The 26,065-nt window shown below is 63.1% G+C and carries 21 protein-coding genes and 1 tRNA gene; 6 read left to right on the top strand and 16 right to left on the bottom strand.

Annotated elements, in window-relative coordinates:
• Window positions 1–72 precede the first annotated feature (72 nt).
• Genes VB716_RS00875 through VB716_RS00865 form a run of 3 tightly spaced genes read right to left on the bottom strand, consistent with a single transcriptional unit; the run spans window position 73 to window position 4,768 of the window.
• Window positions 73–1,158: a glycosyltransferase gene (locus VB716_RS00875; protein ID WP_322757821.1), complete on the bottom strand. Its 1,086-nt coding sequence runs from the start codon at window positions 1,156–1,158 to the stop codon at window positions 73–75.
• Complete coding sequence (locus VB716_RS00870; protein ID WP_323269482.1) at window positions 1,158–4,157, bottom strand: glycosyltransferase; 3,000 nt, start codon at window positions 4,155–4,157, stop codon at window positions 1,158–1,160. Before VB716_RS00870 ends, VB716_RS00875 begins: the two co-directional genes overlap by 1 nt.
• Window positions 4,154–4,768, bottom strand: coding sequence for a hypothetical protein (locus VB716_RS00865; protein WP_197157544.1), 615 nt, complete (start codon window positions 4,766–4,768; stop codon window positions 4,154–4,156). The genes VB716_RS00870 and VB716_RS00865 overlap by 4 nt, the downstream gene beginning before the upstream one ends.
• 79 nt (window positions 4,769–4,847) lie before the next feature.
• Here VB716_RS00865 and VB716_RS00860 point away from each other — a divergent pair, with 79 nt between their 5' ends.
• Genes VB716_RS00860 through VB716_RS00850 form a run of 3 tightly spaced genes read left to right on the top strand, consistent with a single transcriptional unit; the run spans window position 4,848 to window position 7,221 of the window.
• Window positions 4,848–5,612 carry a sulfotransferase gene (locus VB716_RS00860; RefSeq protein ID WP_323269481.1) on the top strand — a complete coding sequence of 255 codons (765 nt, stop codon included), beginning with the start codon at window positions 4,848–4,850 and terminating at the stop codon, window positions 5,610–5,612.
• On the top strand, window positions 5,609–6,289 hold the full coding sequence (locus VB716_RS00855; protein WP_323269479.1) for a class I SAM-dependent methyltransferase: 681 nt from the start codon (window positions 5,609–5,611) through the stop codon (window positions 6,287–6,289). Before VB716_RS00860 ends, VB716_RS00855 begins: the two co-directional genes overlap by 4 nt.
• Window positions 6,286–7,221 carry a DUF5672 family protein gene (locus VB716_RS00850; RefSeq protein ID WP_323269478.1) on the top strand — a complete coding sequence of 312 codons (936 nt, stop codon included), beginning with the start codon at window positions 6,286–6,288 and terminating at the stop codon, window positions 7,219–7,221. The genes VB716_RS00855 and VB716_RS00850 overlap by 4 nt, the downstream gene beginning before the upstream one ends.
• A 139-nt stretch (window positions 7,222–7,360) precedes the next feature.
• Here VB716_RS00850 and VB716_RS00845 read toward each other — a convergent pair whose 3' ends face one another.
• The 3 genes from VB716_RS00845 to VB716_RS00835 are packed head-to-tail and all read right to left on the bottom strand — an operon-like array spanning window position 7,361 to window position 11,089.
• Complete coding sequence (locus VB716_RS00845) at window positions 7,361–8,107, bottom strand: glycosyltransferase family 32 protein (RefSeq protein ID WP_323269476.1); 747 nt, start codon at window positions 8,105–8,107, stop codon at window positions 7,361–7,363.
• Window positions 8,108–8,120: 13 nt separating this feature from the next.
• Complete coding sequence (locus tag VB716_RS00840; RefSeq protein ID WP_322757828.1) at window positions 8,121–9,797, bottom strand: tetratricopeptide repeat protein; 1,677 nt, start codon at window positions 9,795–9,797, stop codon at window positions 8,121–8,123.
• Between the two features lie 50 nt (window positions 9,798–9,847).
• Window positions 9,848–11,089: a glycosyltransferase family 4 protein gene (locus tag VB716_RS00835; protein WP_197157555.1), complete on the bottom strand. Its 1,242-nt coding sequence runs from the start codon at window positions 11,087–11,089 to the stop codon at window positions 9,848–9,850.
• Window positions 11,090–11,163: 74 nt separating this feature from the next.
• Here VB716_RS00835 and VB716_RS00830 point away from each other — a divergent pair, with 74 nt between their 5' ends.
• Window positions 11,164–12,069, top strand: a complete 906-nt coding sequence (locus VB716_RS00830) for a hypothetical protein (RefSeq protein ID WP_323269474.1) — start codon at window positions 11,164–11,166, stop codon at window positions 12,067–12,069.
• A gap of 112 nt (window positions 12,070–12,181) precedes the next feature.
• On the opposite strand, the gene VB716_RS00825 is transcribed toward VB716_RS00830, so the two are convergent.
• The 9 genes from VB716_RS00825 to VB716_RS00785 form a co-directional block, all read right to left on the bottom strand.
• Window positions 12,182–12,589: a hypothetical protein gene (locus VB716_RS00825; RefSeq protein WP_323269473.1), complete on the bottom strand. Its 408-nt coding sequence runs from the start codon at window positions 12,587–12,589 to the stop codon at window positions 12,182–12,184.
• The gene (locus VB716_RS00820; RefSeq protein WP_323269472.1) at window positions 12,586–13,137 is read right to left on the bottom strand and encodes a hypothetical protein; all 552 of its coding nucleotides are present in this window, start codon (window positions 13,135–13,137) and stop codon (window positions 12,586–12,588) included. The genes VB716_RS00825 and VB716_RS00820 overlap by 4 nt, the downstream gene beginning before the upstream one ends.
• Window positions 13,103–13,519 (bottom strand): hypothetical protein, encoded by a 417-nt coding sequence (locus VB716_RS00815; RefSeq protein WP_323269471.1) that lies wholly within the window; start codon window positions 13,517–13,519, stop codon window positions 13,103–13,105. The genes VB716_RS00820 and VB716_RS00815 overlap by 35 nt, the downstream gene beginning before the upstream one ends.
• 316 nt (window positions 13,520–13,835) lie before the next feature.
• Window positions 13,836–15,122, bottom strand: a complete 1,287-nt coding sequence (locus VB716_RS00810; protein WP_323269470.1) for a calcium-binding protein — start codon at window positions 15,120–15,122, stop codon at window positions 13,836–13,838.
• 325 nt (window positions 15,123–15,447) lie between these two features.
• Window positions 15,448–16,800: a calcium-binding protein gene (locus tag VB716_RS00805; RefSeq protein ID WP_323269469.1), complete on the bottom strand. Its 1,353-nt coding sequence runs from the start codon at window positions 16,798–16,800 to the stop codon at window positions 15,448–15,450.
• A gap of 201 nt (window positions 16,801–17,001) precedes the next feature.
• Complete coding sequence (locus tag VB716_RS00800; protein ID WP_323269468.1) at window positions 17,002–18,285, bottom strand: calcium-binding protein; 1,284 nt, start codon at window positions 18,283–18,285, stop codon at window positions 17,002–17,004.
• A gap of 331 nt (window positions 18,286–18,616) precedes the next feature.
• Window positions 18,617–19,786 (bottom strand): HlyD family secretion protein, encoded by a 1,170-nt coding sequence (locus tag VB716_RS00795; RefSeq protein WP_323269467.1) that lies wholly within the window; start codon window positions 19,784–19,786, stop codon window positions 18,617–18,619.
• Window positions 19,786–22,737, bottom strand: a complete 2,952-nt coding sequence (locus VB716_RS00790) for a peptidase domain-containing ABC transporter (protein ID WP_322757833.1) — start codon at window positions 22,735–22,737, stop codon at window positions 19,786–19,788. Before VB716_RS00790 ends, VB716_RS00795 begins: the two co-directional genes overlap by 1 nt.
• Entirely contained in the window at window positions 22,734–23,468 is a 735-nt protein-coding gene (locus tag VB716_RS00785) for a peptidylprolyl isomerase (RefSeq protein ID WP_323269466.1), read from the bottom strand. The genes VB716_RS00790 and VB716_RS00785 overlap by 4 nt, the downstream gene beginning before the upstream one ends.
• Window positions 23,469–23,641: 173 nt before the next feature.
• On the opposite strand from VB716_RS00785, the gene VB716_RS00780 reads away from it, so the two are divergent.
• Window positions 23,642–23,713 (top strand) — tRNA-Gly (locus tag VB716_RS00780).
• 15 nt (window positions 23,714–23,728) lie between these two features.
• On the opposite strand, the gene VB716_RS00775 is transcribed toward VB716_RS00780, so the two are convergent.
• Window positions 23,729–24,181 (bottom strand): GNAT family N-acetyltransferase, encoded by a 453-nt coding sequence (locus VB716_RS00775; protein WP_197157569.1) that lies wholly within the window; start codon window positions 24,179–24,181, stop codon window positions 23,729–23,731.
• A 119-nt stretch (window positions 24,182–24,300) separates the two neighbouring features.
• Between VB716_RS00775 and VB716_RS00770 the strand changes: the two genes are divergently transcribed.
• Window positions 24,301–26,055, top strand: a complete 1,755-nt coding sequence (locus tag VB716_RS00770) for a glycosyltransferase family 4 protein (protein WP_323269465.1) — start codon at window positions 24,301–24,303, stop codon at window positions 26,053–26,055.
• Window positions 26,056–26,065 lie beyond the last annotated feature (10 nt).

The following is a 26,065-nucleotide window of genomic DNA, read 5'->3' as shown; positions in this document are numbered from 1 at the left end:
ATCGGGGTGAGGTCCACCCAGAGGTGTTCCAGGGGGGGAGGGGGGGCAGGCATCGGCAGGCCGGCGGAACGATCAGGACTGGCGCCCCGCAGTCGGTGCAAAGCAGCGACCCAGGGCCCGCCAGGGTTTGGTGATGGCCCAGGAGCTGCTGCGCAGCAGGGCTTCCAGCCGTTGTTCGAGATTGTCAATCCTGGCCAGCAGGGCGCTGCGTTCACGGGCCCAGTGCTGTTGATTCGCTTCCCATTGCTGCTGCTGCCGGTCCAGCTGCTGGCGGCACACGCCGGCCTGGTGCCATTGCTCCTCGGTGAGACGACACAGCAACGCCGCCTCCTGCAGGGCCCAGTGGCTCTGGCGTGCCTGGAAGGCCTGATCGTGCTGGCAGAAGGGCGCAGCGAGCCGTCCTACCGCCCGGATGTCGTGCTGGTCGGGGGTCGTGCCGCGGGTGCTCTTCTCATCGTGGATGCCACTCACATCGCTGGCGTAGTAGGGCGTCTTGCCGAGCTGCTGCCAGAGATCGAGGCAGAGGGCGATGTCTTCGCCGCACACCCGGAAGCTCTCGCGCAGCCCCCCCACCGCCAGGAAATCGGATCGACGCAGCAACATCAGGGCGCCGGTGACCGCGGGGATCGGGCCTGATTCGAGCGCTTCCGGGCCCTCGGCGTCGATCAGGGGCCCCAGCTGGGGTCGCAGGCGGTTGTACGGCAGACCCTCCGGGGAGGAAAACAGCAGCCCGGCATGGCTGATCTGTCCGCCCGACTGGCGCAATCGACCGCCCAGCACCCCGACCTCCGGGTGCTGGCTGAGGAGATGGATGGCGCGATCGATACTGCCGGGATCAAGGATGAGATCATCGTTGAGTAGCAACAGCCACTCACCCTGCGCCTGCCGCGCCAGAGCGTTCATGTTGCTGGCGAAGTGATACGGCTGCCGCTGAGCGATCCGAAATCCCGGCAGAGCAGGCGAGGGGGGCTGGAGAGCGTTCTCAGCCTCAGCGCTGCCATTCCAGGAGCAGAGCACTTCATCACCCGGGTGCCAGAACGCCCGGGCGTCCTGGAGTGTGGCCAGCATGCGGTTGAGCAGCTCCGGTGTGCGGGAGATCACCAGGCAGGAAAGGCCACCGGCCCGGTGGAGGTCCGTGTCCACGGCGGCTGTGGACATCACGCCAGGGTCCATCCTTCCTCGGGCCCGGCGGCGAGACTCAGCTGCAACCAGGGATGACGCTGCTGCAGGTGGCGGCTCACCAGCCGCAGCCGCTGATGGGTGGCGGTGGCGAGCATCGATTCAGGGTGGCGGTGGTAGGTGGCCAGCCGCTGCGGAGCCAGCACGCCCTGGTAGCCGGCTTCCATCAACTTGCACCAGAAGTCGTAATCCTCCCATCCGCCCGGAATGTGGGCATAGCCCCCCACCGCGTCCCAGGCGCTGCGCCGCACCAGGGCCATGGCGTCCAACAGGTTGCGATCCAGGAAATGGCAGCGCTGCCAGCTGCGGCCGCTGATCAGGCTGGGCGCCGCCCCTGTGGAGTCGCTGCCCTGCAGCACGCCGTCCTGGAGCACCTCCACCAGGGGATGCACCACGGCGATGTCTGCCGGGCTCGCCTGAGCCAGGCGCAGGCAGGCGGCCACCGCCTCGGGGTGGAGCAGGTTGTCGGCATCCAGCACGAAGCACCAGGGAGCCTGGGCGAGCCTGAAGGCGGTGTTGCGTGCGGCCGCCAGACCGCCATTGCCGGTGTGCCGCACCAGCAGGGCACGCACGAAGCGTTGACCGTGCCGCTCCAACCAGGCCAGGCAGCGCTGCTCGCCACCGTCCTCGGAAGCATCGTCGACCACGATCAGCTCGAGGGGTCCATGGCTCTGGACGAGGACGCTTTCGAGGGCCGCGGTGATCCGGTCGGCGTAGTTGTGCAGGCTGATGCACACCGCCGCCGTGGGCGTCTGCACCATCCCGCCTGGCCCGGAGGCGTCGCCTTGCCAGGCCCACAGAAGCGTGTGGGCGGGCCTGGGGGTGTGCACCGGCGGTGGTGCTGGCGCCCCCTGGGCCCGCCAGCGCAGTTCCCCCTGCAGCTCCATCGCGCTGAGTGGCGCCACGAAGCCCTGGGGCGGCAGCCAGCCCGGTGCCGGGTCAGAGGGGGGCATCAGGGCCTGCCACCCCCGCAGCAGCCGCTCACTGCCTGGGGGCTCGAGCCGCACCAGCTGGATGCCGGCACGGTTGCAGGCATCCAGCCAGGCGGCCAGCAGCCTGGCCTGCTGCGGGGTCTCGATCGCCAGGTCGTCGAACTCCGGCCAGCCCCAGATCGGTGGCGCCAGGCTTCGTTCCCACTCTGCTCCCAGACTGCCGAAGGCGAGGATGGGCGCCAGTCCGGCCAGGGCCGCCGCGGGTGGCACTCCGAGCTGCCGCGCGGCTTCGGCCTCCGCCTCCTCCACCGCCAGCCAGCCGTTGGGGGCGACGCCGGGCTCGAGGGGTTGGGCATTGATCCCCAGGCGACGCAGCAGCGGCACCTGCTCGGCCCTGGCGAACACCCAGGGCAGCAGCGCCAGACCGAGCAGCTGCAGGCTGGCGGGGCCCGGCGGCAGGGGGCTCAGCACCAGGGCGATGACCGACTCAGCCGCTTCGGGCGGCGCCTGCTCATCGATCAACGAGAACCCCGGCGGCAGGGGTGCATGCTGCAACCAGGCATGGACCTGCCAATCGTGCAGGTGGGTGCCCAGTACCTGCAGGCGGCAGCGCTGTGGGAGCGGCGGTGGATCCGGAAGCAGGCCAGCGGGCAGGGTGAAGCTTCCGGGGGGGGCAGCGGCGATCGCGGCCAGATCGTCGGCGCTGAAGCCCTGCCGTTGCCAGTGACGGAGCCGCTCCACCGCCTGCTGGAGATCGTCACCCTCCAGGGCCAGAGCTGCTGCCCCCCACGGATGGAGCCCCTCCAGTCGGGCGGCGCGCCAGAGCGCCTGCCGCTGCAGTGTGCCGGCCAGCCAGCGCGGTTCGGCCACCGGGGAGGGCGGGATGCCGGCCGCCAGACCCACGGTGAGGAAATGGCGCAGCGGTGCTCCCCGAACGGTGAGGCCTCGGTTACGACAGGCCAGCCGATAGGCGTCCCCCTCGAAGGCGGGATGGGGGGAGCGCTGCTCCCGCCATCCCCGCCACCAGTAGTGGCAGAGGGGGTCGTGGTCCAGGCCCAGACCCGGCGCCTGGCGGCGATAGTGGGCCGGATCGAACCAGGGGCCCACCTCCGCCTGGGGCGCCAGGGAAGCGCGCCGATGGATCAGCTGGGAACGCAGGGAGCGGCCGGCCGGTGCGATCGGCGGAATCTGCTGGCGCCCCGGCGCCGCCAGCCAGCGAACCAGCCGCCTCTGCCGGCGTTCCCGATCGGGCGGCCCCGCAGCCAGCTCCTGCAGCGCACGGTGCAGCCGACGAAGGCGCGGGTGCAGGGCCTGGGGGAGCTCGGCGCGGGAACGGCGGCTGCGCCGATGACCTGGGCGGATGCAGTCCGCGGCAGCCTCGAGGGCCGCTGACATGGGGTCGGCTTCCAGGCAGAAGCGTCCCAGGGCCTGCAGCTGGCGGCGGCAGGCCGAAGGATCGAACCAGGCGCCATAGTCGACCACCAGCAGGGGAAGATCAGCGGCATCCAGCAGAAGCGCACGGTTGTGGCGCCACCAGAGGCGCTGGGCCCGCCAGGCGGTCATGCCGGCGGCCCGGCGATCGCGCTGGAGCAGCGACACCATCACCTCGGCGGGATCCCGCACGCTCAGCACCAGCTTCAGGGGCACCCCGCGCTGCGCGGCGACCTGGCGCCAGAGCGGCAGCAGCAGGCACGTGCGCGGATCCTTGATGGCCCAGGGCCCAAGCTGGCGCCGCTGCTCCTGCGCCAGAAGCCGGTCGAGGCTCTCGGCAGCGCTGCGTACGGCGGGAAAGTCGAGCCAGCCCTCGGGCCGATGCAGCACCCCCGCTTCCGACGGCCACCACTGGCCCATTGCGATCAGCAGCTGCTCCTGCAGAGCCGTGATGTCGGAACGTTCGTAGTAGCCCTCGGGGTTATGGGCATCGCCGGCGATCAGATCACCCGGCAGCGGCACCCCCAGTGCCGGCAGCAGCGAGCCCAGCAGCGAGGTGCCGCTGCGATGCATTCCCACCAGCAGGATCAGGGACGGGGACTCCGGCGGGCTCAATCCGGGGACGGTTGGACAGGGGGCTCACCGTAAAGGGAGCGTTCCCAGGCGCTCCAGCGGGGGTTCACCGCATGGATGCGGGCACGGTCTGCCGCGCTGAACCAGGGCTCAAAGGCTGGGTCCACCACAGGCTTGGCATTTTCCCGCGGTGGTGAGTGCAGCGCCGGCGTGCCCGGCGGCAGCAGGGGCAGCAGATGCTGATTGAAGTCGGCCGTGAAGTGCTCGAGCCGCAGGGCGCACATCTCGGACGTCAGGCCGAAGTACTGGAGCCACCAGTCTGCAGCCACCCAGGTGCCGCCAAGGCGGAGTGAATAGGAGAGCCCGCTGCGAACCGGCTCAAACGGGAGATCCGGCAGGTTCATGTGCCGCCGCTTGTGGTGCCAGTCGCTGATCAGCCAGGCGTCCAACCGCCGCGCCGTGATGAAGCGGCGCCGCTGCCCGGCCTTCCAGCGGCCAAGGCTTTCCCTGAGGGCAATGGAATCGTGCTTGGCGGGGGTGTCGTCGGCATCGACGGCGATCCCGGGGAGATTGAGCTCGCGGAACAGACGCGTCATGGTGGTGCCGCCGGTCTTGGGCAGATGAAGCCACAGGAACGTGTCGGCCACGATCATCGATACCCGCCTCTCGGTGGTGGATCAGCAGCGACATCCTGGCTGCCGCCGGCACGGCCCCCCATAGGATCCCGGCAACGTGGGGGAAACGAGCCGGTTGCGACTGCCCGATTTCGTTGGCCTCGGGGCGCAGAAGGGGGGCACCACCAGCCTGCACCGCCTGCTGGCCGATCATCCACAGGTGTGGTTGCCCGCCAGCAAAGAGCTGCACTACTTCACCCTGAACCACGCGCGGGGCCCGATTTGGTACGGGCAGCACTATGCGGCGGCTCGGAACGATCAGCGCTGCGGCGACATCACGCCGTATTACCTGTTCCATCCGGCTGCACCGCAGCGGTTGCATGATCTGATCCCCGGCGCCCGACTGGTGGTGCTGTTGCGGGACCCGGTGGAGAGGGCTCTTTCCGGGTTGTTCCATTCGATCCGCCTGGGGTTGGAGTCGCTGCCGCCCGAGCAGGCCCTGGCCGCTGAGTCTGGTCGCCTGGCCGGAGCGGATGAGCAATTGCGGGCGGGCCTGTCGCAGCACCATTCACACCAGGTGCACAGCTACCTGAGCCGCAGCTGCTACGGCCCCCAGCTGGAACGCTACGAGGTCTTGTTCGCTCCGGAGCAGCTCCTGCTGATCAAGGCGGAGGATCTCTTCGACCGGCCGGAGCTGGTGTGGCCACGGCTGCTGGGTTTCCTGGGCCTCGACCCATCCCCCTTGCCGGAGCGGCTGCCTCGGCACAATGCGGGCGGCGGCGAGGCCGGACAGGTGCCGCAGGAGCTGCGACGCCAGTTGCGGCGTCAGCTGGAGCCGACCTACGACCAGATGGCCCGGCGCTACGGCATAACCTGGCCATGACCGGCGCCATGGTGCAGCACCTTGATGCAGTTCCACCGATGACATCCAGCCTGCCGCCCAGCGGGGCTGAAGGGGTGGCCGAGCTGGGTCATCGCCGGTATGTCGGCGGGCTGTGGGAGGAGATCGGCCAGCTGCAGTTCGATTTCCTGCTGGCTCAGGGGCTGCAGCCGTCGCATGTGCTGCTCGATATCGCCTGTGGGGCGTTGCGGCTGGGCGTGAAGGTGATCCCCTACCTGGAGCCGGAGCACTACCTGGGCATGGAGAAGGAGGCTGCCCTGCTTCAGGCCGGACTGGAGCAGGAACTGACAGCGGCGGTGCGCCACCAGAAGCGGCCCCAGCTGCTGCAGGGTGCCGATTTCAGCTTTGAACGCTTCGGGCGACGGGTGGATCGGGCGATGGCCCAGTCGCTGTTCACCCATCTGCCGCCGGCCGCGATCGAGCAGTGCCTGCAACGCCTGCGGCCCTGCCTGCAGCCGGATGGGGTCTTCTACGCCACCTACTTCGAGGTGCTGCAGGAGCAGCGCAACCCCACCGAAGCCCACGACCACGGCTTCTTCGCTTACACGAAGCAGCAGATGGAGGGTTTTGGTGAGGCCCATGGCTACCGGGCCGAATACATCGGCGCCTGGAACCATCCCCGTGATCAGGTGATGGTGGCCTACCGCCCGGCGCCATGACAACGACGGGGCCGTCGCCCCTGCCCCAGAGCCCCACGCACCAGCTGGAGGCCTATCGCATCGCCATCTTCAAGGCCCACTGCAGCGTGGTGCTGGGCACCCACCTCGAGCCCTGGGCTCGCGCCCTGGCCAGCCAGCGGCAGCCGAGCGGTCCCCAGGATCCACACCTGCGGGCTGTGATCGTGGACGATCGCCCCACGCCGCTGTTGCGGATGACGGTGCTCAACACCTTGTTGATGGGGCGCCAACGCTGGGGAGTGACGCTCTACACGGCGCCCGCGTCTCTGGAGCGCAGTCGTGCGCTGTTCGCCGACCTGGCAGCGTGGGTGTCGGTGGTCGGGCTGCGGGTGGGAGAGGCCGACCACTTCGACTGGCTGGCCTACAACCGGCTGCTGAAGACGGCCGCGTTCTGGGCCCAGCTCCCCGCCCCGAAGCTGCTCCTGTTTCAGACCGACACGTTGCTGATCGAGCCACCTGATCCTGCCGTCTTTGCCTATGGCTATGTGGGATCCCCCTGGGCCAAGGGCCGCCATGTGAGCCAGGCTTTCCCCCGCTACGGCGCCGATCTGGAGCCTCTGCCGCCCGTCTGGCTGACCCGCCGCTTCTGCAACACGGTGCCTGAGGGGATGAGCAATGGCAACGGTGGCCTCTCGGTGCGGGATCGCCAGCTGATGGTGCGCATCTGCCAGGCCGAAGCAGCGGCATCGCCGCCGGAGGAGCCGGAGGACATCTTCTTCGCACGGCACCTGGCACGCCATGACCCCACTCCACCACCACCAACGGTGGTGGAGCGTTTCAGCTGTGAGACGGCCTATCACTCCAGTGCCGGCGCCCATGCCGCCTGGCGCTACCTGACGGCAGCGGAGGTGGCGGAGATGTATGAGCGCCACCTCAAACAGGTGCTGGCACTCACCTGCGCGCCGACATCCTGATCTGGCCGAAGAACATATTGAAAACCAGGCCTTAGTTGCACTCTCTATTGATAGTTTCGACAAACGCGGGCGAGGCTGACTCCAGCCGTGAAAGACACCGAAGTCATGGGAGAGCCAACCCCATGAAGCGTTCCATTCTTCACGACGGACCTGAAGGGAATACCTGTGGCATTGATTGGCGCCACGATCCGGCGCAGCAGTGGAAAGCCAGGGTATTGCGCCCATATTGGGCCTTGGTGCTGGCGATGATCTCCGCCGGCAGGACAACAACGCCATGGCTGAGTTTCTGCATGTGGTTGATCCAGCGGAAGCCATGCTGCTCCGCTGCCAGGCCATAGATCCCGGGGGCGATCGGATCGCGGTGCCAGCTGCCATCGGGCTCCAGGAAAGGGCGGCACTCGTAGTAGGCCAGGCAGGAGCGCAGGAAGGGGTGCCCGGCAACCGCGCCCAGCACCGCCGCCTGCAGGCCGATGCCGGGTGGCGGTCCCTGGTGGCGAACGCCTGCCCGCCGGTTGCCATCAGCATCCAGCCAGGCGGCGCCGTTCCCGGCGGCAAAAGCCAGGGGATTGAACTCCACCGCCGTGAACGCCTCGTAGCCCAGCAGGGGCTCCAGGGAACGCACGGCCAGCACATCCGCATCGAAATACACCCCCCCATGCTGACCAAGAAGCCAGAGCCGCAGCACATCGGAGGCAAAGGCCCACTGCTTCAGCGCGATCGCCTGCTGGGCGAAGAGGGGCAGGGCGCTCTGATCAAAATCGGCCAACGACCAGTGCCGGATCTGGAAGTCAGGCATCACCTGCTGCCACGACGCGATACAGCGGCGCATGAGCTCTGGCCTGGGCTCATCACTGAGCCAGAGGTAATGAAGGATTCGGGGAATCACCAGACCGGCCTGCTCAGGAGTCTGCCGATGGTATGGAGCTCCCGAGTGCCTGGTGGACCTGCGTGATCACACCGTCCCAGTCGCCGGGGCTGGGCTGACGGAACAGCCGGGCGCTGGGGTACCAGGGCGTATGCGTTCCCTCATTGCCCCACCACCAGAAGAACGATTGCGGAGCAGGCAACAGCATCCAGGTGGGCTTGCCGAGGGCGCAGGCCAGATGGGCCGTGGCGGTGCTGATCGTGATCACAAGATCGCAGCTGGCAATCCAGGCGGCCAGGGCTTCCAGATCGTGGAAGAAATCGGCGTCCGGACGGTGAATCCCCAGACGTTCAAGCCCCTCAGCCTCCCCTGGCTCCAGGGCCCCATGCTGGAGGCTGATCCACTGGGTGTCGGCCTGGCCGGCCAGTGGTTCAAGACTGGCCAGGGGGATGGACTTCGGTCCGGCATAGATCGATCCCACGCTGCGCCAGCAGAGCCCCACCCGGCTCGTGTGGGTGGGGTGGGGCAGGCAGGCGCGCACCTGGGCCAGGTCGCTCTCCGCCCCTGGCCGCAGGAATGGACTGCGGCGGCGCAGCCAGGAAGCCTGGTCGAAGCCGCTGTGCAGACCGAGGCTGCCAAGCGGCAGGGCGGCGGTGATGTCGAGGCCCGCCAGGGAGTCCCCCTGGCTGATCACAGGCACACCGGGGAAGCTCCGCTGAACCAGCCGTTGGAGGCGGGCTGAGACCTCCAGCACCAGAGGCTGCCCCTGGGCGATCAAATCGCGCACCAGGCTGAGGAAGAGGATTTCCTCGCCGATCCCCTGCTCCCGCCAGATCAGCAGGGAGCCTGCAAGGGGGTGCTGGTCCACCTGCCCCTGCCAGCGGGGCAGGTGCTGATGCCGCTGGTGGGAGATCATCTGGGGAGCCAGCCAGCGGGTCTCGTAGTCGCGCCAGGTCGATGGCGTCCAGTCGCCGGCGAACAGGTCGAGAACGGCCCGGTTGAAGCGCCAGATCTCACGCTCGGGGTCGTCCTCCGGCATCAGGTTCCGGCCCCGCTCCACGCTCTCCTTCGCGGCCACCAGATCGCCACGCGAACGCTGCAGCTCGCTGCGCAGCAGATGCGCCTTGGCCTGACTGGGATCACGCTGCATCACCGTGTCCAGCAGACCCTGGGCGGCGTCAAGATCGTCTTCGGCGAGGCGCACGCTGGTGAGCACCAGCAGGGAGGGGATGTGGCTGGGATCGACCGTCAGGGCCCGTTCCACCATGGCCAGGGCAGTGGTCCTGTTCTTGAGCTCCAACAGCAACAGGGCCAGGAGATGGAGGCTTTCCAGGTGGGCTGGATCGTGCTCCAGCCCCTGCTCCAACACCTCCCGGGCCTGGTCCAGGGCACCGCGATCACGCAGCAGATTGGCCAGATTGACGCGGACATTGCTGAAACCAGGCTGTTTGCGGATCGCCTCGCCGTAAAGCGCCATGGCCTCCTCGCGGCGTCCATCGGCCTTGAGCAGGGCACCCAGGTTGGAGAGCAGGGTGGGGTGGCGGTTCGTGGCCTGCAGGGCTGCCCTGTAGCCCGCTTCTGCGGCGGCGGTATCCCCACGGCGGTGGGCGGCGATCGCCGCATGCACCAACGCATCGACCGAGCGCGTGGGTCGCTGCCGGCCGGTGGCCCCGGGGGTGGGGCGGCCTCCGAATCCACCGGCTTTGGCCATGGCAGGAACTCCTGGGTAGCGAGGAAAGACAGGGCGGGGCCAAGCCCGATTCAGCCCACCGCGCGGCTGGCCACCAGCGACATGAGCGCCAGCTGGCGAGACAGGCACGGCTTGAGGCTGTAGTCGGCCAGAACGGTGGCACGGGCGGCGGCGCCGAGGCGCTCGGCCAGGGGACGATTGGCCAGCAGCTCGGCCACGCTGGCGGCGAGCTCGGCGGGAGAGAAGAAATCCACCAGCAGGCCGTTGTGTCCGTGGCGGATCACCTCCTGCACCGGTGCGGTCGCCGACCCCACCACGGCGGCAGCGCAGGACATCGCCTCGAGCAGGCTCCAGCTCAGCACGAAGGGATAGGTGAGATAGACATGGGCGGCACTCAGCTGCAGCAGTGGAATGAACTGCTTGTACGGCAGATGGCCGCTGAAATGCACCCGGCTCGGATCGAACTGGCCCTCGATCTCGGCGAGAAAGCGGTCTTTCCATTCCCCTTCCTGGCAGACGGCGCCATAGCTCACCCCCTCGGTACGGCCCACGATCACCAGCCGGGCCTCAGGCGCCAGCCGCTGCAGCTCCGGGATGGCCCGGATCATGGTGTGGCAGCCGCGATAGGGCTCAAGACACCGGTTCACAAAGGTCACGATCGGCTCGCCCTGACGCAGGGTGGTGCCGTCGGGAAGGGTCAGGGGCGGAGCATCGGCGCGGGGTCTCGCATGGTGGGTGTCGATGCCGTCGTGGATCACGCTCAACCTTGAGCGCCAGGCGGGTGGGAAGCTGCTGCGCTGGAAGGCGGTGGGTGTGACGCTCCAGTTGCTGATCTCGAGATTGAGCAACAGGTTGGCCGTTTTCATGCGGATGCGGGCGCAATCCTGCCAGCTGGGGATGCCCTGAAGTTCGGGATCAAAGTCATAGTCGAAACCATGGGCCTGGTAGAAGAATTCCTGATAGGTGAGGATCGGCGCTTCCGGCCAGAGATCCCGCAGAAAGAGCATTTCGCCCCAGCCGGGGTGACCGCAGATCAGATCCGGGCTGAAGCCCTGTTCGCGTAAACGATGGGCAGCGGTGGCGCAGGCCTCACCCCGGATGGTCTTGGTCTCCACATCCTGCACCCAGGGCTGCAGATCTGTAGCGCTGGCGCGCCGAATGCCATAGCGCACATGGGTGACACCGGCGGGGATCGGTTCGCTGGGCTCCTCGATCGCCAGGGCCACCAAGCGGTTCCCCCCCGCCTTGGCCAGTGCGCGCACGATGTGGCGGTACTGGCCGGGGAAGTTCTGATGAACGAAGAGGATGTTCAAGGGGCTGGAGGTGGCGGAACCTAAAATCGTGGTGCTCAGTGTGCCGCATGAACAGGATGGCCAGGCCTTGTGGCGTGCGTGTTGCCATCCCCCACTATTTCGACGATCGCGGGAGTCCGCACGGCTATGGATCGCGGGAAGGCATGCGGCTGGCCCGTTCCCTGGCCCTGGCCCGCTGCCTGGGCTCAGTGCTGGGGCTGGCAAGGGCCGAGCGGGAAGACGTGATCGACATCGCCGGTCGCGGGCTGCGTACCACGCCGGAGCCGCAGTATCCAGCCCAGCGCCTGGCTGGCGTTGCGATCGAATGCCATGTGTTCGTGACCGGCGATGCATGGCTTGAGGAGGTGCTGACCTGCTTCGCCGGCCGCCTTCGTGTGCACCACCTCGACCTGAAAGATCCGCGCGATCTGCCGGTGGCGGCGCGGCAGCACCTGCTGGAGCGCGATCCGGTGGCGGATCTGAGCCTGTATCTGGAGGACGATCTGGTGATCCAGGATCCTCTCTATATCGACAAGCTGCTCTGGTGTGCCCGGCTCACGGAGCAGCGGGTGGTGCTGATGCCGCACCGCTACGAGCTGCGGTCCAGGCTGGGCCTTGGCCGCCTGTTCGTCGATGGTCCGATCGATTGGGGGAGCCTGGAGGAGGCGCATCCGCTTCTTGCTGAGCGACGTCCCCAGGCAAACGTGGCCGAGGCCTGCTGGAGGGAGGGCGAGCGGGTGCACTTTGATCGTGCCAGCAACCCCCATTCCGGCAGCTTTGCCCTGAGCCGGCCTCAGCTGCTGCACCTGCGCAAGCAATCGGCTCTGCCCTGCAACGGCTTTGTGGGGCCTCTGGAAACGGTGGCTACCTATACGGTGCTGCAGCACTTTGAGGTGTGGAAACCAGCCTGGAGTTGCCGGCAGTTCCTGGCGATCGAACACGGCTATCCCAGCTTTCTGGGCTATGCGAGCCAGTTCCCCGACCTGGGAGAAATCGACTGAGCCAGCTGGCCACCAATCGGAGCGTAAGCGAATCACCAAGAGAAAACCCCTCCGAAGAGGGGCTGCTGCGGCTCCTGCTCAAGAATCTCCGCAACCGGCAGAGCCTCTGGACTCAGATGAAGTTGGCTTGGGAGAAGGTGGTCGTGAGATTCACATCAGTAAGAACGACTAGTTTGTCGGTAAATCCATCGGCACCCGGATCAAAGGGAGGGAGACCTTGAGTAACACCGATGAGAACATCGCTGCCGAATGGATTGAAAGTGAAGTTGCCCAGGTCGGCATTGCAAGAGCCGCGAATGGCATAATTCTGGCCTATAGATAGGTCGGTAGTGAGAACACCCCAGCCACCATCAAGCTCTTGAAGCGGAGTGGTTGCATCAAAGAGATTAGTGTTGTTGGCGATGACGTTCGTGCCAGCAGTTGCATCCCAGTCCGCAATGATATCAACAGCTGTATTGAGGAAATCGACGCCAATGGCGTAGATGGGTCCTCCACCTTGACCACCGGTGAGCACGTTCACGAATGAACCGTTGCCGATATCTTCGCCTCCGTAGCGGAACTGGTTGCTACCAGTGCCACCAGAGAGGATGTCACCATCTTCACCGCCAACGATGATGTCATTAAGGTCTCCTCCAAGGATGGTGTCACTACCAAGTCCACCGAAGAGGCTGTCGCACCATCGCCGCCAACGATATAATCACCGAAATTGTTTGATTCCATGTCAATATAATCTTTGCCTATTAGCATTAAAGACAAGAATCTGTTGTCACCAACGAAATAATCGTTGCCGGCTTCGCCAAAGAGCCGATCGCTACCAAAGCCACCGTAGATGACATCGTTGCCATTGCCACCGAAGATGAGAAGGCCCGTCTCGGAATCATCTGCAAAGATGGTGTCGTCTCCATCGCCACCTTCGACAACAGATCCGGCGAAGCTGCCGTCGACATTCAGATCAATGTAGTCGTTGCCAAGGTTGCCACCGATGACGGTGTTGGTGACATTACCGTCGCCATTGGAATCAACCGAGATGTAGTCATCTCCTTGCCCCCCCATAGATGGAGGAGCCATTGATGCTGACAAAGCCTTCAACGCTATCAATGATTAACGAATCACTGCCAAGGTTGCCGTTGACAAGGACGTTCTGAATGGAGCCAAGGAAAAGAGCATCATCACCTTGGCCGCCATTGATGGTGGAGGCGATCGCCGTGATGCCATATTGATTGTTGCCAATCACATCGTCACCCTGGTTGCCGCTGATCAGGCCAGCAGCCCAGAAGGAGTCAAAGTCAAGAGGCCCATCGACAATATTCTGGGTGATCAGATCATTGCCTTGGCCACCGCGGATGGTGGAAAGATTCTGGCTGCCCTGGACGGCAATGAAATCGTCGCCAGCTTCGCCATTGGCCTCAAAGCTGGTCGACTCATTGGGCAGGTCAAGGATGACGATCAAGTCAGCTCCCTCAGTTCCCTGGAAGGTGGTTGGGGCTGAAGCGGATCCAGGAAGGGTCGTGAAGGCCAGGCTGGTTTCTGGTTGAGCATTGAGATATTAAGTTTACCCTGCTTCTCTCGCAGTGGAACCTCTGGCTGCCTAAGTGCCGCTGTAGCACTTGAGGTCAGAGAATCCAGCCAAGAGCAGCCGGCAGTTCCTGGCAATCAAACACGGTGATCCCAGCGTTCTGGGCGATGCAAGCAAGCCACAAAAAAGCCCCTCCGAAGAGGGGCCCAAAAACGTTCCAGAGGCTTTGCAACCCGCAGAGGGGTTGGAATCAGACGAAGTTCGCCTGGGAGAAGGTAGTTGTGAACGCTACATTGGTGAGGACCACCAGATTAATGGTGGATCCGTCATCGCCAGCAAGGTTCGGAAGGTCATCTTGGGCCGTACCAATCAGAACATCGCTGCCACCAGAATTGAAGGTGAAGTTATCCAGGTCGGCATTGTAGGAGCCGCGGATGGCGTAATTTTGGTCAGCAATAAAGAGGTCAGAGTCGACACCCTGCCCATTGAAGCTGATCACAGCGCCAGCATTAAAGACGTTGAAGTTGTTGGCAATCACGTTGGTTCCGGCCGAAGCGTCCCAATCGGTGATGATGTCAACCGCATCGTTGCCGCTGAATTCAACGCCAATGGTATAAAGGTTGCCGCCAACCGAGACATTGACGAAAATACCGTCGTCAGTCTCGAACTCGTTGTAACGGAACTGGTTGCTGCCGGTGCCGCCGGAGAGGATGTCAGCGTCTTCGCCACCCACGAGGATGTCGTTCAGATCACCACCAGAAATGTAGTCACTTCCAATACCGCCGAAGAGACTGTCAGCGCCATCACCACCAACAAGGTAGTCGCTGCCGTCATTGCCGCGAATGTAGTCATTGCCGGCTTCGCCAAAGATTTGGTCGGAGCCATCACCGCCTTCGGCGGTATCATTGCCGGAGCCGCCGAAGATCAGCAGACCTGCATTCGATGTCCCGAAGGTGGTGTCGCCAGAGATGTAGTCATCTCCGTCGCCACCTTCAATCCTAGATCCCACGAAGGAGCCGTCAATGTCGACCAGGATGGTGTCGTTGCCGAGGTTACCACCAATAATGGTATTGTTGACATTTGTGGAAAAATCTCTGAACTCATCTTCGTCATCGACGAGGATCGTGTCATCACCTTGACCGCCGAAGATGGAGGAGCCATTGATGTTGACGAAGCCGAAGTTGCCGTCAACGGCGAGCAGATCGTCGCCGAGGTTGCCGTTGAGCAGGGTGCTCTGAACAGAGCCGATGAACAGTTGATCCTGGCCTTGGCCGCCGTTAATCGTGGAGGCGATGGCCGTGACGCCATATTGGTTGTTGCCAATCACGTCGTCGCCCTGGTTGCCACTGATCAGGCCAGCGGACCAGAAGGAGTCGAAGTCAATAGGACCATCGACAATGTTCTGGGTGATCAGATCATTGCCCTGGCCGCCACGGATGGTGGAAAGATTCTGACTGCCCTGGAAAGCAATGAAATCGTCGCCAGCTTCGCCATTGGCTTCAAAGCTGGTCGACTCATTGGGCAGATCGAGGATCACGATCGAATCAACGCCTTCCGTACCTTGGAAGGTGGTTGGGGCCGATGCGGATCCGGGAAGGGTTGTAAAAGCCAATGCGAGGCAAAAGGATACAATCGCTTTTATCCTACACCTGGATTGTGGATTCAGCCAGTTTTCCTCTTGGCTTCAAGATCTGTAAATCCTGACCGACCGATGCAAGACAGAGAAGCCTTGCGACTGCGTGGGGCTCGGTGCAGCGGCTCGAGGCCAATGAGGCCAACCAAGAATCTGAGAATCATAAAAGCCCCTCCGAAGAGGGGCATGTCACGTTCCACAAGTCCTGCAACCCGAAGGTTGTCAGGAATCAGACGAAGTTGGCCTGGGAGAAGGTGGTGGTGAGGCTCACATCGGTGAGCACCACCGCCCTGGTAACGGAGCCATCTTCACCCGGGATAACGGGTTGCGCTTCGCTAACCCCAATCAGCACGTCGCTGCCATTTGAACTGAATGTGAATGTAAACAGATCCTGATTGAACGAGCCGCGAATGGCAAAGTTTTGACCTGCTGTGAAATCAGCAGCTGCGACACCAAAGCCACCATCAAGGGATTCAAGGGGAGTTGTGGCGTCAAACAGATTGGCGTTGTTGGCAATGATGTTGGTGCCCGCCGATGCATCCCAATCAGTGATGATGTCGATGCCGCCAGACATCGGATCGAGATTGACTCCAAGGGCGTAAATGCCGCCGCCACCGGACAGGACATTCACTAACCAACCATCAGCAGTATCGAACGAGTTGTAACGGAACCGGTTGCTGCCAGTGCCGCCGGAAAGGATGTCACCACCTGCACCGCCGACGATGATGTCGTTCAGGTCGCCACCCAGGATGGTGTCAGTCCCGAAGCTACCTTCGAGGGTGTCCGCACCATTGCCGCCAACAATGTAATCATTTCCGTCATCTCCAAAGATACGATCGTTGCCCTCTTCGCCGAAAAGCTCATCGCTACCAAGGCCGCCAGAAATAGCATCATTGCCATTGCCACCAAAGATGGGGAGACCAGTATCGGAATCACCAGCTCTAATCCTATCGTCGCCATCACCGCCTTCGATCACGGATCCGGCGAAGGAGCCGTCGATGTCTACTAGAATGTAGTCGTTACCGAGATTGCCGCCAATGTTGGTATTGTTGACATTCGCGTCAAAGCCGAAGTAGTCGCTATCGACGAAGATGCTGTCATCACCTTGGCCGCCCCAAATGGAAGAGCCATTGATATTGACAAAGCCGAAGTTGCCATCAACGGTCAACAGGTCGTCGCCCATGTTGCCGTTGAGCAGGGTGCTCTGAACAGAGCCGATGAACAATTGATCCTGGCCTTGGCCGCCATTGATCGTGGAGGCGATGGCAGTAACGCCATATTGATTGTTGCCAATCACATCATCGCCTTGGTTGCCGCTGATCAAGCCCGCAGACCAGAAGGAGGAGAAATCCTGCGGGCCATCAACAATGTTCTGGGTGATCAGATCATTGCCCTGGCCACCGCGAATGGTGGAAAGATTCTGGCTGCCCTGGACGGCAACGAAATCGTCACCAGCTTCGCCATTGGCCTCAAAGCTGGTCGACTCATTGGGCAGGTCAAGGATGACGATCGAATCAGCTCCCTCAGTTCCCTGGAAGGTTGTTGCGGCCGAGTCTGAGCCAGGAAGAGTCGAAAAAGCCATCGCAATAAATTGGCGCTGAATATGTTGGTTATTCTACACTTTTGCGACAGTCTTGTCCACCTCAAGGGTGCTGCTGCTGCCCGCGACTCAGAGAAAGCACGCATGGCCATAGCGACCCAGCACCTGGCACAAGAAAAAAGCCCCTCCGAAGAGGGGCCCAAAAACGTTCCAGAAGCTTTGCAACCCGCAGAGGGGTTGGAATCAGACGAAGTTCGCCTGGGAGAAGGTAGTTGTGAACGCTACATTGGTGAGGACCACCAGATTTTCGGTGTATCCTTCAGTGCCAGGATCGAACGGACCGTCCGTTTGGGGCGTACCAATCAGAACATCACTACCACCAGAATTGAAGGTGAAGTTATCCAGGTCGGCATTGTAGGAGCCGCGGATGGCGTAGTTTTGGTTCGCAGTAAAGAGGTCAGAGTCGACACCCTGCCCACCGAAGGTGATCACAGCGCCAGCATTAAAGACGTTGACGTTGTTGGCAATCACGTTGGTTCCAGCCGAAGCATCCCAATCGGTGATGATGTCAACCCTCGTGTCATGGAGCTCAACTCCAATGGTATAGATGTTGCCGCCAACCGAGACATTGACGAAACTACCATCGGCAGTGTCGTCGGAGTTGTAGCGGAACTGGTTGCTGCCGGTGCCGCCGGAGAGGATGTCAGCGTCTTCGCCACCCACGAGGATGTCGTTCAGATCACCACCAGAAATGTAGTCACTTCCAATACCGCCGAAGAGACTGTCAGCGCCATCACCACCAACAAGGTAGTCGCTGCCGTCATTGCCGCGAATGTAGTCATTGCCGGCTTCGCCAAAGATTTGGTCGGAGCCATCACCGCCTTCGGCGGTATCATTGCCGGAGCCGCCGAAGATCAGCAGACCTGCATTCGATGTCCCGAAGGTGGTGTCGCCAGAGATGTAGTCATCTCCGTCGCCACCTTCAATCCTAGATCCCACGAAGGAGCCGTCAATGTCGACCAGGATGGTGTCGTTGCCGAGGTTACCACCAATAATGGTATTGTTGACATTTGTGGAAAAATCTCTGAACTCATCTTCGTCATCGACGAGGATCGTGTCATCACCTTGACCGCCGAAGATGGAGGAGCCATTGATGTTGACGAAGCCGAAGTTGCCGTCAACGGCGAGCAGATCGTCGCCGAGGTTGCCGTTGAGCAGGGTGCTCTGAACAGAGCCGATGAACAGTTGATCCTGGCCTTGGCCGCCGTTAATCGTGGAGGCGATGGCCGTGACGCCATATTGGTTGTTGCCAATCACGTCGTCGCCCTGGTTGCCACTGATCAGGCCAGCGGACCAGAAGGAGTCGAAGTCAATAGGACCATCGACAATGTTCTGGGTGATCAGATCATTGCCCTGGCCGCCACGGATGGTGGAAAGATTCTGACTGCCCTGGAAGGCAATGAAATCGTCGCCAGCTTCGCCATTGGCTTCAAAGCTGGTCGATTCATTGGGCAGATCGAGGATCACGATCGAATCAACGCCTTCCGTACCTTGGAAGGTGGTTGGGGCCGATGCGGATCCGGGAAGGGTTGTAAAAGCCACAGTGGTCTTTTGAGTTGCAGGAACGCTGATGAACTGTACGCTTAAAAGCCCATCCTTGACAGTTTATCAGTGCGAGGATCGGCCGGCAATCTGGCTGTCACAGCGCCGGGTTTAGTGGAGGATCGCTGTCGTAGCCAGTGATCTGCCCCCCTGGCGCTGGGTGGAGCAGGGCTTCGACGCTTGTGTCCACTGTGCGCGGTTTCACACATTACAGGAAAGTCTCACTTGGCGCAACGGGCGGGCTCTGATCAGTGTTTCAGATGCGCCGGATGCTGTTGGCCTTGTCGCGGAAGGTGCCGAGCAGGAGCTCCAGGTAGGAAACCTTACGGAGTTTGATGTTCGCTTCCACCGACATCCCCACCTGCAGGGGCAGATCTTTGCCATCGCGCGCCTTCAGCCCCTGACTGGCGAGGCTGATTTTGGCTGGATAGCGATAGCTGGACGCCGCTTCACCGGATTTGTTCGGATCCGGGGGCAGGGCATCGGAACCGATCTGGCGCACCTCGCCCTTGAGAGAGCCGAAATCAGAGGCTGGGTAGGAGTCGACGCTGATCTCCACGGGCATTCCCACTTTCACAAAGCCAATGTCGCGGCTGCTGATCTCAGCACGAACCTCCAGATCTTTCTGCGGCACCACCGTGAGGATCGGCTCTGTGCCTTGGGCGGCAAAGCCAATCGATTTAGGCTTGAGGTTGAACACCACCCCATCGACAGGGGAACGAATCTCCTGGTAGCGGAGCGTGGTGCTGGCCTCGACCAGATCGCTGCGGAGTTGTTCAAGGGCGGCACGCAACTGCTGCGTTTGCTGATCGAGCACCGCCTGCTGCCGCAGACGTTCGATGCGATTCTGCATCAGCCGGCCGTGGGTCTCCTTGACCTTGTTCTGCTGCTGTAAAAACTGCAGCTCGGCAGAGGCACCCTCACGAGCCAGCTGCTCAAAGCGATTCATGATTTCCGTATCGAGCCTCAGATTATTGCTGAGCATGTCGGCTTCGGCTGCATTGAGCTCGAGGTAGCGCTGCAGCTCCTTCTGCTTCAGATTTAATTCTCTCTGCTTGAGGTTGATAGCCTCCTGCAAGGAATTCACCTTCTGGCGGCTGGTTTTCTGGTCGAGTTGAATCAAAACCTGGCCCGCTTTCACCGCTTGGCCCTCTTTCACCAGAATATCGGCGGCGACTCCGCCCAGAGGCATCTGGATCTCCCGCACGGCACCGATCGGCTCAAGACTGCCCGGTGCGATCACCACCTCATCGGTGCGGGCCAGGGCCAGCCATCCCACAGCAAACACGGTTGTGCTCACCAGACTCAGGCTGACGGCGTGCATCCAGCGTCGTGATTGACGCAGGGCTGCAGCGTTGGCGGGTTGCTCAGGTGCCGACAGGTGCCCAGAGTTGGTGTTGCCTTTGCGTTGATCGAGATGGATCATCAACCTGCCTCCTGCTGACGATAAAGCGCGTAGTAGCGGCCCCGCAATGCCATCAACTCATCGTGGGTGCCCGTCTCCACGATCGCGCCCTGATGCATCATCACAATCAGATCGGCACGACGGATCGTTGAGAGACGGTGCGTGATGAAGAACACCGTGCAATCGTGCAGGGCTTCGACCAGGTTGTCGCACACCCTGCGCTCGGTGTCGTAATCCAGGGCACTGGTGGCTTCATCCATCACCAGCAATTTCGGGCGGCTCAGCAGGGTGCGTGCGATGGCGATGCGCTGGCGTTGGCCTCCGCTCAGACCAGCGCCCCGCTCTCCGACCGGGGAGCTGTAACCACTGGGGAGGTCCATGATGAACTCGTGGGCGCAGGCCAGCTGGGCGGCTTGAACCAGGGCATCGCTCTCGGCATCGGGCTGCGTCAAAGCGATATTTTCAGCGACCGTTCCAGAGAACAAGAGGGGATCCTGCGGCACAATGCCAATCTGACGGCGAAGCGAATAGAGTTCTACCTTGTCGATGTCGTAATTGTCGATCAGAATACGGCCTTCATCTGCGTTATAAAGACGAGGCAACAACTTCATCAACGTACTCTTGCCGCTGCCGCTCTGACCCACAATGCCCACAAAGGTTCCGCTTGGGATTGTCAGATCAATATTCTTCAGGACCGGAGGCTGATCGGCGCGAAAGCGGAAGCTCACGTTCTCAAAGACCACATTGCCGCAGATCGGAGGCAGCGGGATCTTGGCCTGGTCGGCTTCATCCGATTCCTGGGGCGTGTCAATCACATCAGCCAATCGCTCGAATGAGACTCGAAGTTCCTGAACGGTCTGCCAGATACTGGAAAGCCGCAGAATCGGCTGCGTCACATAGCTGCTCAGAATTCGGAAAGCGATCAGCTGGCCCAGGGTGAGATCTCCACTCAGAACCAGGGTGGCTCCCATCCAGAGCACCAGAAGCTGTGAAATCTTCTGCAGGACCTGGCTCGTCTGGCTGAGGGCCGTGCCCGTAATGGTTTTTTCAAAACTGTGGGCAATGTACTGATCATAAAATTCTTGCCACTTCCAGCGGCTCACCATCTCGACATTCTGGGCTTTCACCGTCTGAACGCCGGTCAGCACTTCCACAAGATGGCTCTGGGTTTTGGCGTTGGACTCTGCAGACTTGCGATATTGCCTGCGAAACAGTGGTGCTCCCAGGACAGTCAGGCCAATCTGGATCGGCAGCACCGACAAGGCCACCAATGTAAGAACCCAGCTGTAGAGCACCATCACAGCGATGTAGATCACCGAAAACGCCGCATCCAGCACGGTGGTGAGGGCCTGGCCGGTCAGAAAATTGCGAATTTTCTCAAGCTCTGCAACACGCGAGCTCAGTTCACCCACAGGCCTGCGATCGAAGTAGTTCAGCGGCAGACGCAGGAGATGGTCGATGATCTCAGCACCCAGGCGCTGGTCGATGCGATTGGTCGTCTCGGTGAAGAGGAAGGTGCGCAGGCTGGTCAGGACCCCCTCGAGCAACGACACCACCAAAAGGGCAATGCCAAGGACCTGCAGGGTGTCAAGACTGCGTTGCCGGATCACCTTGTCGATGATCACCTGAATCAACAGCGGGTTGGCCAGGGTGAACAGCTGCACCACAAAGCTGGCCGCCAGAACCTGCAACAGCACACCCCGGTAGCGCTTCAGTGCCGGCCAGAACCAGGATGGGCCGAACTTCTGCTCCGGGGTGGCGTTGGTTCGATCCACCACCAGCAGAGCGATACCGTCGGGAAACTCCTGCTCCAGCTGCTCGGGTCGCAACTCCACCAGCCCTCTGCTGGGGGATGCCAGGGTCATGCCCCGCGCATGGCTGCGGCGGACCAGGGCAAAGCCTTCTTTCCAGCTGACCAGAGCGGGGGTCTGCAGGCGGGTGCCCTGGCTGGCTGGCACCCTCGTACCCATCACATGAAGGCCCAGGTTGGAGGCCAGCTGGCCGCAGAGCTGCAGATTCGGCTGTTGCCCCCGCCGCAGGGCATCCTGCATCACCTTGTCGATAGCATCGCGCCGGAAGGCCAGCTTCATGTCGAAGGCCAGCATCTGCAGGCAGGCCACCGCCTCCTGGGCTGCGCCGTTGGCGCGGATCAGCTTGCCCCGGGGTTTGCCTGCGAAGCTGAGCTCGCTGACCTGGGGGGATTCCGGTGCCACCTCCGCCGCGATCGGAACGGCCTGGCCAGGGGTTGGCTCGGGTGCCGCCAAGGGGGGCTGATCGGGCTGCCGCAGCAGGGTGTCCAGCAATCCCTGCGGCAGGCTGAGCAGGCGCAGACCGAAGGGTCCGGCGGCGTTGGGAAGGGCGGCACCCTCTTCGAGACGGCTGGAGAGGGGGGGGCCGCCATCAGCACAGAGGCTGGCCAGAAAAATCTCGCGGCCTTCGGCCCGCAGAGCCTGAATGGCCGGGATCGTGAGGGGAACACTCCGGGCCTCGGCGATGGCCTGGGCCAGAACATCGCGCACCGAGCTGCCGTTCAGAGCCTGACGATGGCTGTGACTGTCGAGCAGCGCCGCCACCTCCGCCCGCCAGACCGTTTCGAGGCACCATTGGCGAAAGCTGGGTTCGGTGCGGTGCAGTTCCAGGATGTGCTGATCGTCCAGACAGGCGGCCAGCAGCTCCGTGGCGGCACTCACCGATTCACAGGGCTCACCCCGCAGCAGCGACACCACACCAACCAGGTCTCCGGGGCCCAGGCGTGAGAGGGTAGTCATCCTTCCCTGCTCACGGCCCAGCAGGCGGGCCTGACCCTGGAGAATCACCATCACCTTGGCGGGTAGAATCCCGCCATCGGTGAGGCCCTGCCCAACGCGGAAACGCACCAGCTTGGCGTGCTCAGCAAGCAGACGCTGGCCCGAGGAGCTCAGATTCTGGAAGGCCGCATGACGCTGCAGACTTGAGGCTGGGGTGAGGGTCATACGGTAGGGACCGGAGAGGCCGCCGTGAGATTAGTGAGTCTAAGGTTGGTCTCAGAGTCGATCCATTGTTCGAACAGCTCCCGCGCCATGCGATCCGCCATGGCATCGTCGAACCTGGCCGGCCGGTAGCTCTCCAGGCGGAGGATCAACCACCACTTCTCGAGACGAAAGGGCTCGTGCAGGATCCCCTTCGAAGTGGTGCGCAGGCGCTCGGCCAGAGCCGGATGCGCCTGGGTGAGAGGGACAGGGCCGACCAAGCCTCTGGCTGCCTTTTCGGGACCCTCGGAGTGGGTCGCGGCAAGGTCGGCGAAGCTGGCTTCTTCGTCGGCGATCCTGAGGTAGAGCTCACGGGCCAGATAGGGATCTCCGACCCGGATGAGGCTGTACACCACCTGATCGAGCTGGTTCTTGCGCTCAAGAAAGTGGGACTCGGCCTTGGGAAGAAAATGCTCTCTGACGTAGTGAGAGATCCTCGGTGGCAGGGTCATCTGCCAGGCAAGGGCCTCATCAGAGAGTCCGTTCTGCCTCTGGAATGCCTGTTCCAGGTCAGGGCTGCTGATTCCGTGGCGCTGGTTGAAACGCTGGCGGGATTGCTCCAGCTCCCCATCTTCGAGCTGGACGGTGCCAATGGTCTCCTCAACCACTTCGCAGCGCACCAATTTCCGCAGCAGATTGTGCCGCTGCAGAAAAGCCAACGTATCCGGCGGAAGGGACAGGATCCTATCACTCATTCCTCAGATCTTAAGCGGCGACTCCCACCAGGCGGCCTCCCCCCCCCGACCACTCGTGGCACCGCCTACGGGGTTCGGTCGGGCGTTTGACCGCGCGCCCCCCGGTAGTGCATGATTGGCCCATCGGGAACGCGCCGATCATGTTGGTGTGTGGCTCAAGCCACAGCCAACCTGCGGATGTAGCTCAGTGGTAGAGCATCTCCTTGCCAAGGAGAGGGTCGAGAGTTCGAATCTCTTCATCCGCTTACTGGTCATTCCGTTTACCTGTTGATCTGCTTGATCATCAGTTTTTGTTGTTCATTGGCCTCGAAACCCAGCTTTTCATAGAAACCCTGGCTGTTGGTGGTCATCAGATACGTGCGTTCGATGCCCGCCAAGCCGGGGGCCTGGATCAGTTCCTCCACGATGCGGCGCCCCAGCCCCAGGCCCTGTTGCTCCTCCGCCACCATCACATCCCAGAGCACGGCCCTGTAGGCCCCATCGCTGGTGGCCCGTCCGAATCCCACCAGACGGCTGCCTGACCAGGCACTGACCACGGCCTGGCTGCCCTGGAGCATGCGGCGCAGCCTCTGGCGATCGCGGCCGCAGGCCCAGAAACTGTGGGTATCGAACAGCCGCTGGAGCTGGCCAATCGCATCGCGGGGTTGCAGGTTGGGACCCAGTCCCCAGCGCAGTCCCGGCGCGCCCGGACGATGGCGGATCAGACGAATCAAGGGTTCACCGGTTCGTTGGAGCGATCGGGTCCTTGGACCGATCGGGAAGCGAGCCGTCCGATCTTCGCCCCACGCTTCTGCTGCAGACTTTCCGACGACCCGCTTGGCCACGCATCAATTTGCCACGCATCGACGAGATCACGCTGTTTCATCCTCCTGGCCGCTTTCCACGCCGCAAGAACCCCTTCGGCAAGGACATCGCCAATGCAGGCCTCTTCGGTGCGCTGGTGCGGCATGGTGCCTACCGCCGGGTCAACGTGCTCAACCAGCTCGGCATCCCCGCAGACCAGATCGCCGCCGATCTCTTCCCTGATCAGGAGGTTCCGCTGACGCTGGAGAGCGGAAGCCTCCTCTCCACCACATTGCCGGCTCGCAGCGGCGTGGTGCTCCGCGGCCAGCCCTACCTGTCCGAGCTGGCCTGGCTGCGCCGCGCCCACGGGCTGGATGGGGACTACAGCCTGGTGGGCCTGATCCATACCATTGCCCCGCCCGCAATCCGGGAAATGATCGGGGCGGCCGCTCTGGCTCCCGTGCACGACTGGGATGCGCTGGTCTGCACCTCGCCGGCGGTGCAGGAGGCCATCACCGCCATGTTCGAGGCCTGGACCGGCCATCTGCACGATCGCTTTGGCGGCCTCCGATCACCTCGGCCCCGTCTCCCGCTGATTCCACTCGGGGTGGACGTGGAGACCATCGCCGATCAGGCGTCAGCCCCGGCGGCCCGCTCGGAGCTGCGCAGCCGCTGCGGCCTCGACGATGACGCGGTGCTGGTGCTGTGGGTGGGGCGTCTGTCGTTCTTCGAGAAGGCCTTCCCCCAGGCGATGTTCCAGGCGGTGCAGGAGGCGGCCGTCAAGACCGGCCGGCGCCTTGATTTCGCCCTGGTGGGCTGGTATCCCAACGGTGACGACGACCGGCGGCGATACCACGAGGCGGCTGCCGCCCTGGCGCCTGATGTGCAGATCCACGACCTGGACGGCAACGATCCAGCCGTCGTGGCCCAGGCCTGGGCTGCCGCAGACATCTTCCTCTCCTTGGTGGACAACGTTCAGGAGACCTTCGGGCTGGCGCCTGTGGAGGCCATGGCCGCCGGCCTGCCCGTGGTGGTGAGCGACTGGGACGGCTACCGCTACACCGTGCGCCATGAATCGGAGGGATTCCTGATCCCCACCCTGGGCATGACCGGCTCCGGGCCGGGTGAACTGCTCGCCCATCTCCACAGCTTTTCGCAGGAGACCTATCAGACCTACGTGGGGGCTGTGGCTCAGCACACCGCCGTCCACGTGGGAGAGGCCGCCGCCGCGCTGACCCGTCTGATCGACTCGCCCGAGCTGCGGCGCAGCATGGGCGCCGCCGGGCAGAAGCGTGCCAGGGAGATGTTCTCCTGGCCCGTGGTGGTGAGCCAGTACAACGATCTCTTCGCTGACCTGGCCGACCGGCGCCACCAGGCCCCGCCGCTGCCCCTGCCCCATCCCCATCGGCTGCATCCGCTGCGGGGTGATCCCTTCGCCGACTTCGCCGGCTTCGCCAGCCAGGTGCTCGAGCCGACCCGGCGGCTTCGCTTCCGGCAGGGGATGGGTGCCCATTCCCTGAACAGGATCAGAGGCGTCGAGCTGGATCGGTTTTTTCCCGGCCTGCGAGCCTCCCCCCGGGAGACCCAGCAGATGCTGGAGCTGCTGGCCCGGGCCGAACCGACCATCGGTCTGGACGCCGCAACGATCGAGGCGGCCTTCGCCCCCAACCGCCGGCCGTTCGTGCGCGCCTCCCTGGTGTGGCTCGCCAAGCTCGGCATCCTCGACTGGTTGCCGGTGCAGGCGGACGCAGAGGCGGGCTCTCCAGCCCCGGAGCACCCAGGTAGGGTGCCAAAAGCTCGGTAGGTTCCGGTCC

The organism is Synechococcus sp. CCY9201 (assembly GCF_034931105.1).
Taxonomy (GTDB): Bacteria; Cyanobacteriota; Cyanobacteriia; order PCC-6307; family Cyanobiaceae; genus CBW1002.
The sequence above is the reverse complement of the archived record's forward strand: the minus strand, read 5'-3'. Positions and strand labels throughout refer to the sequence as shown.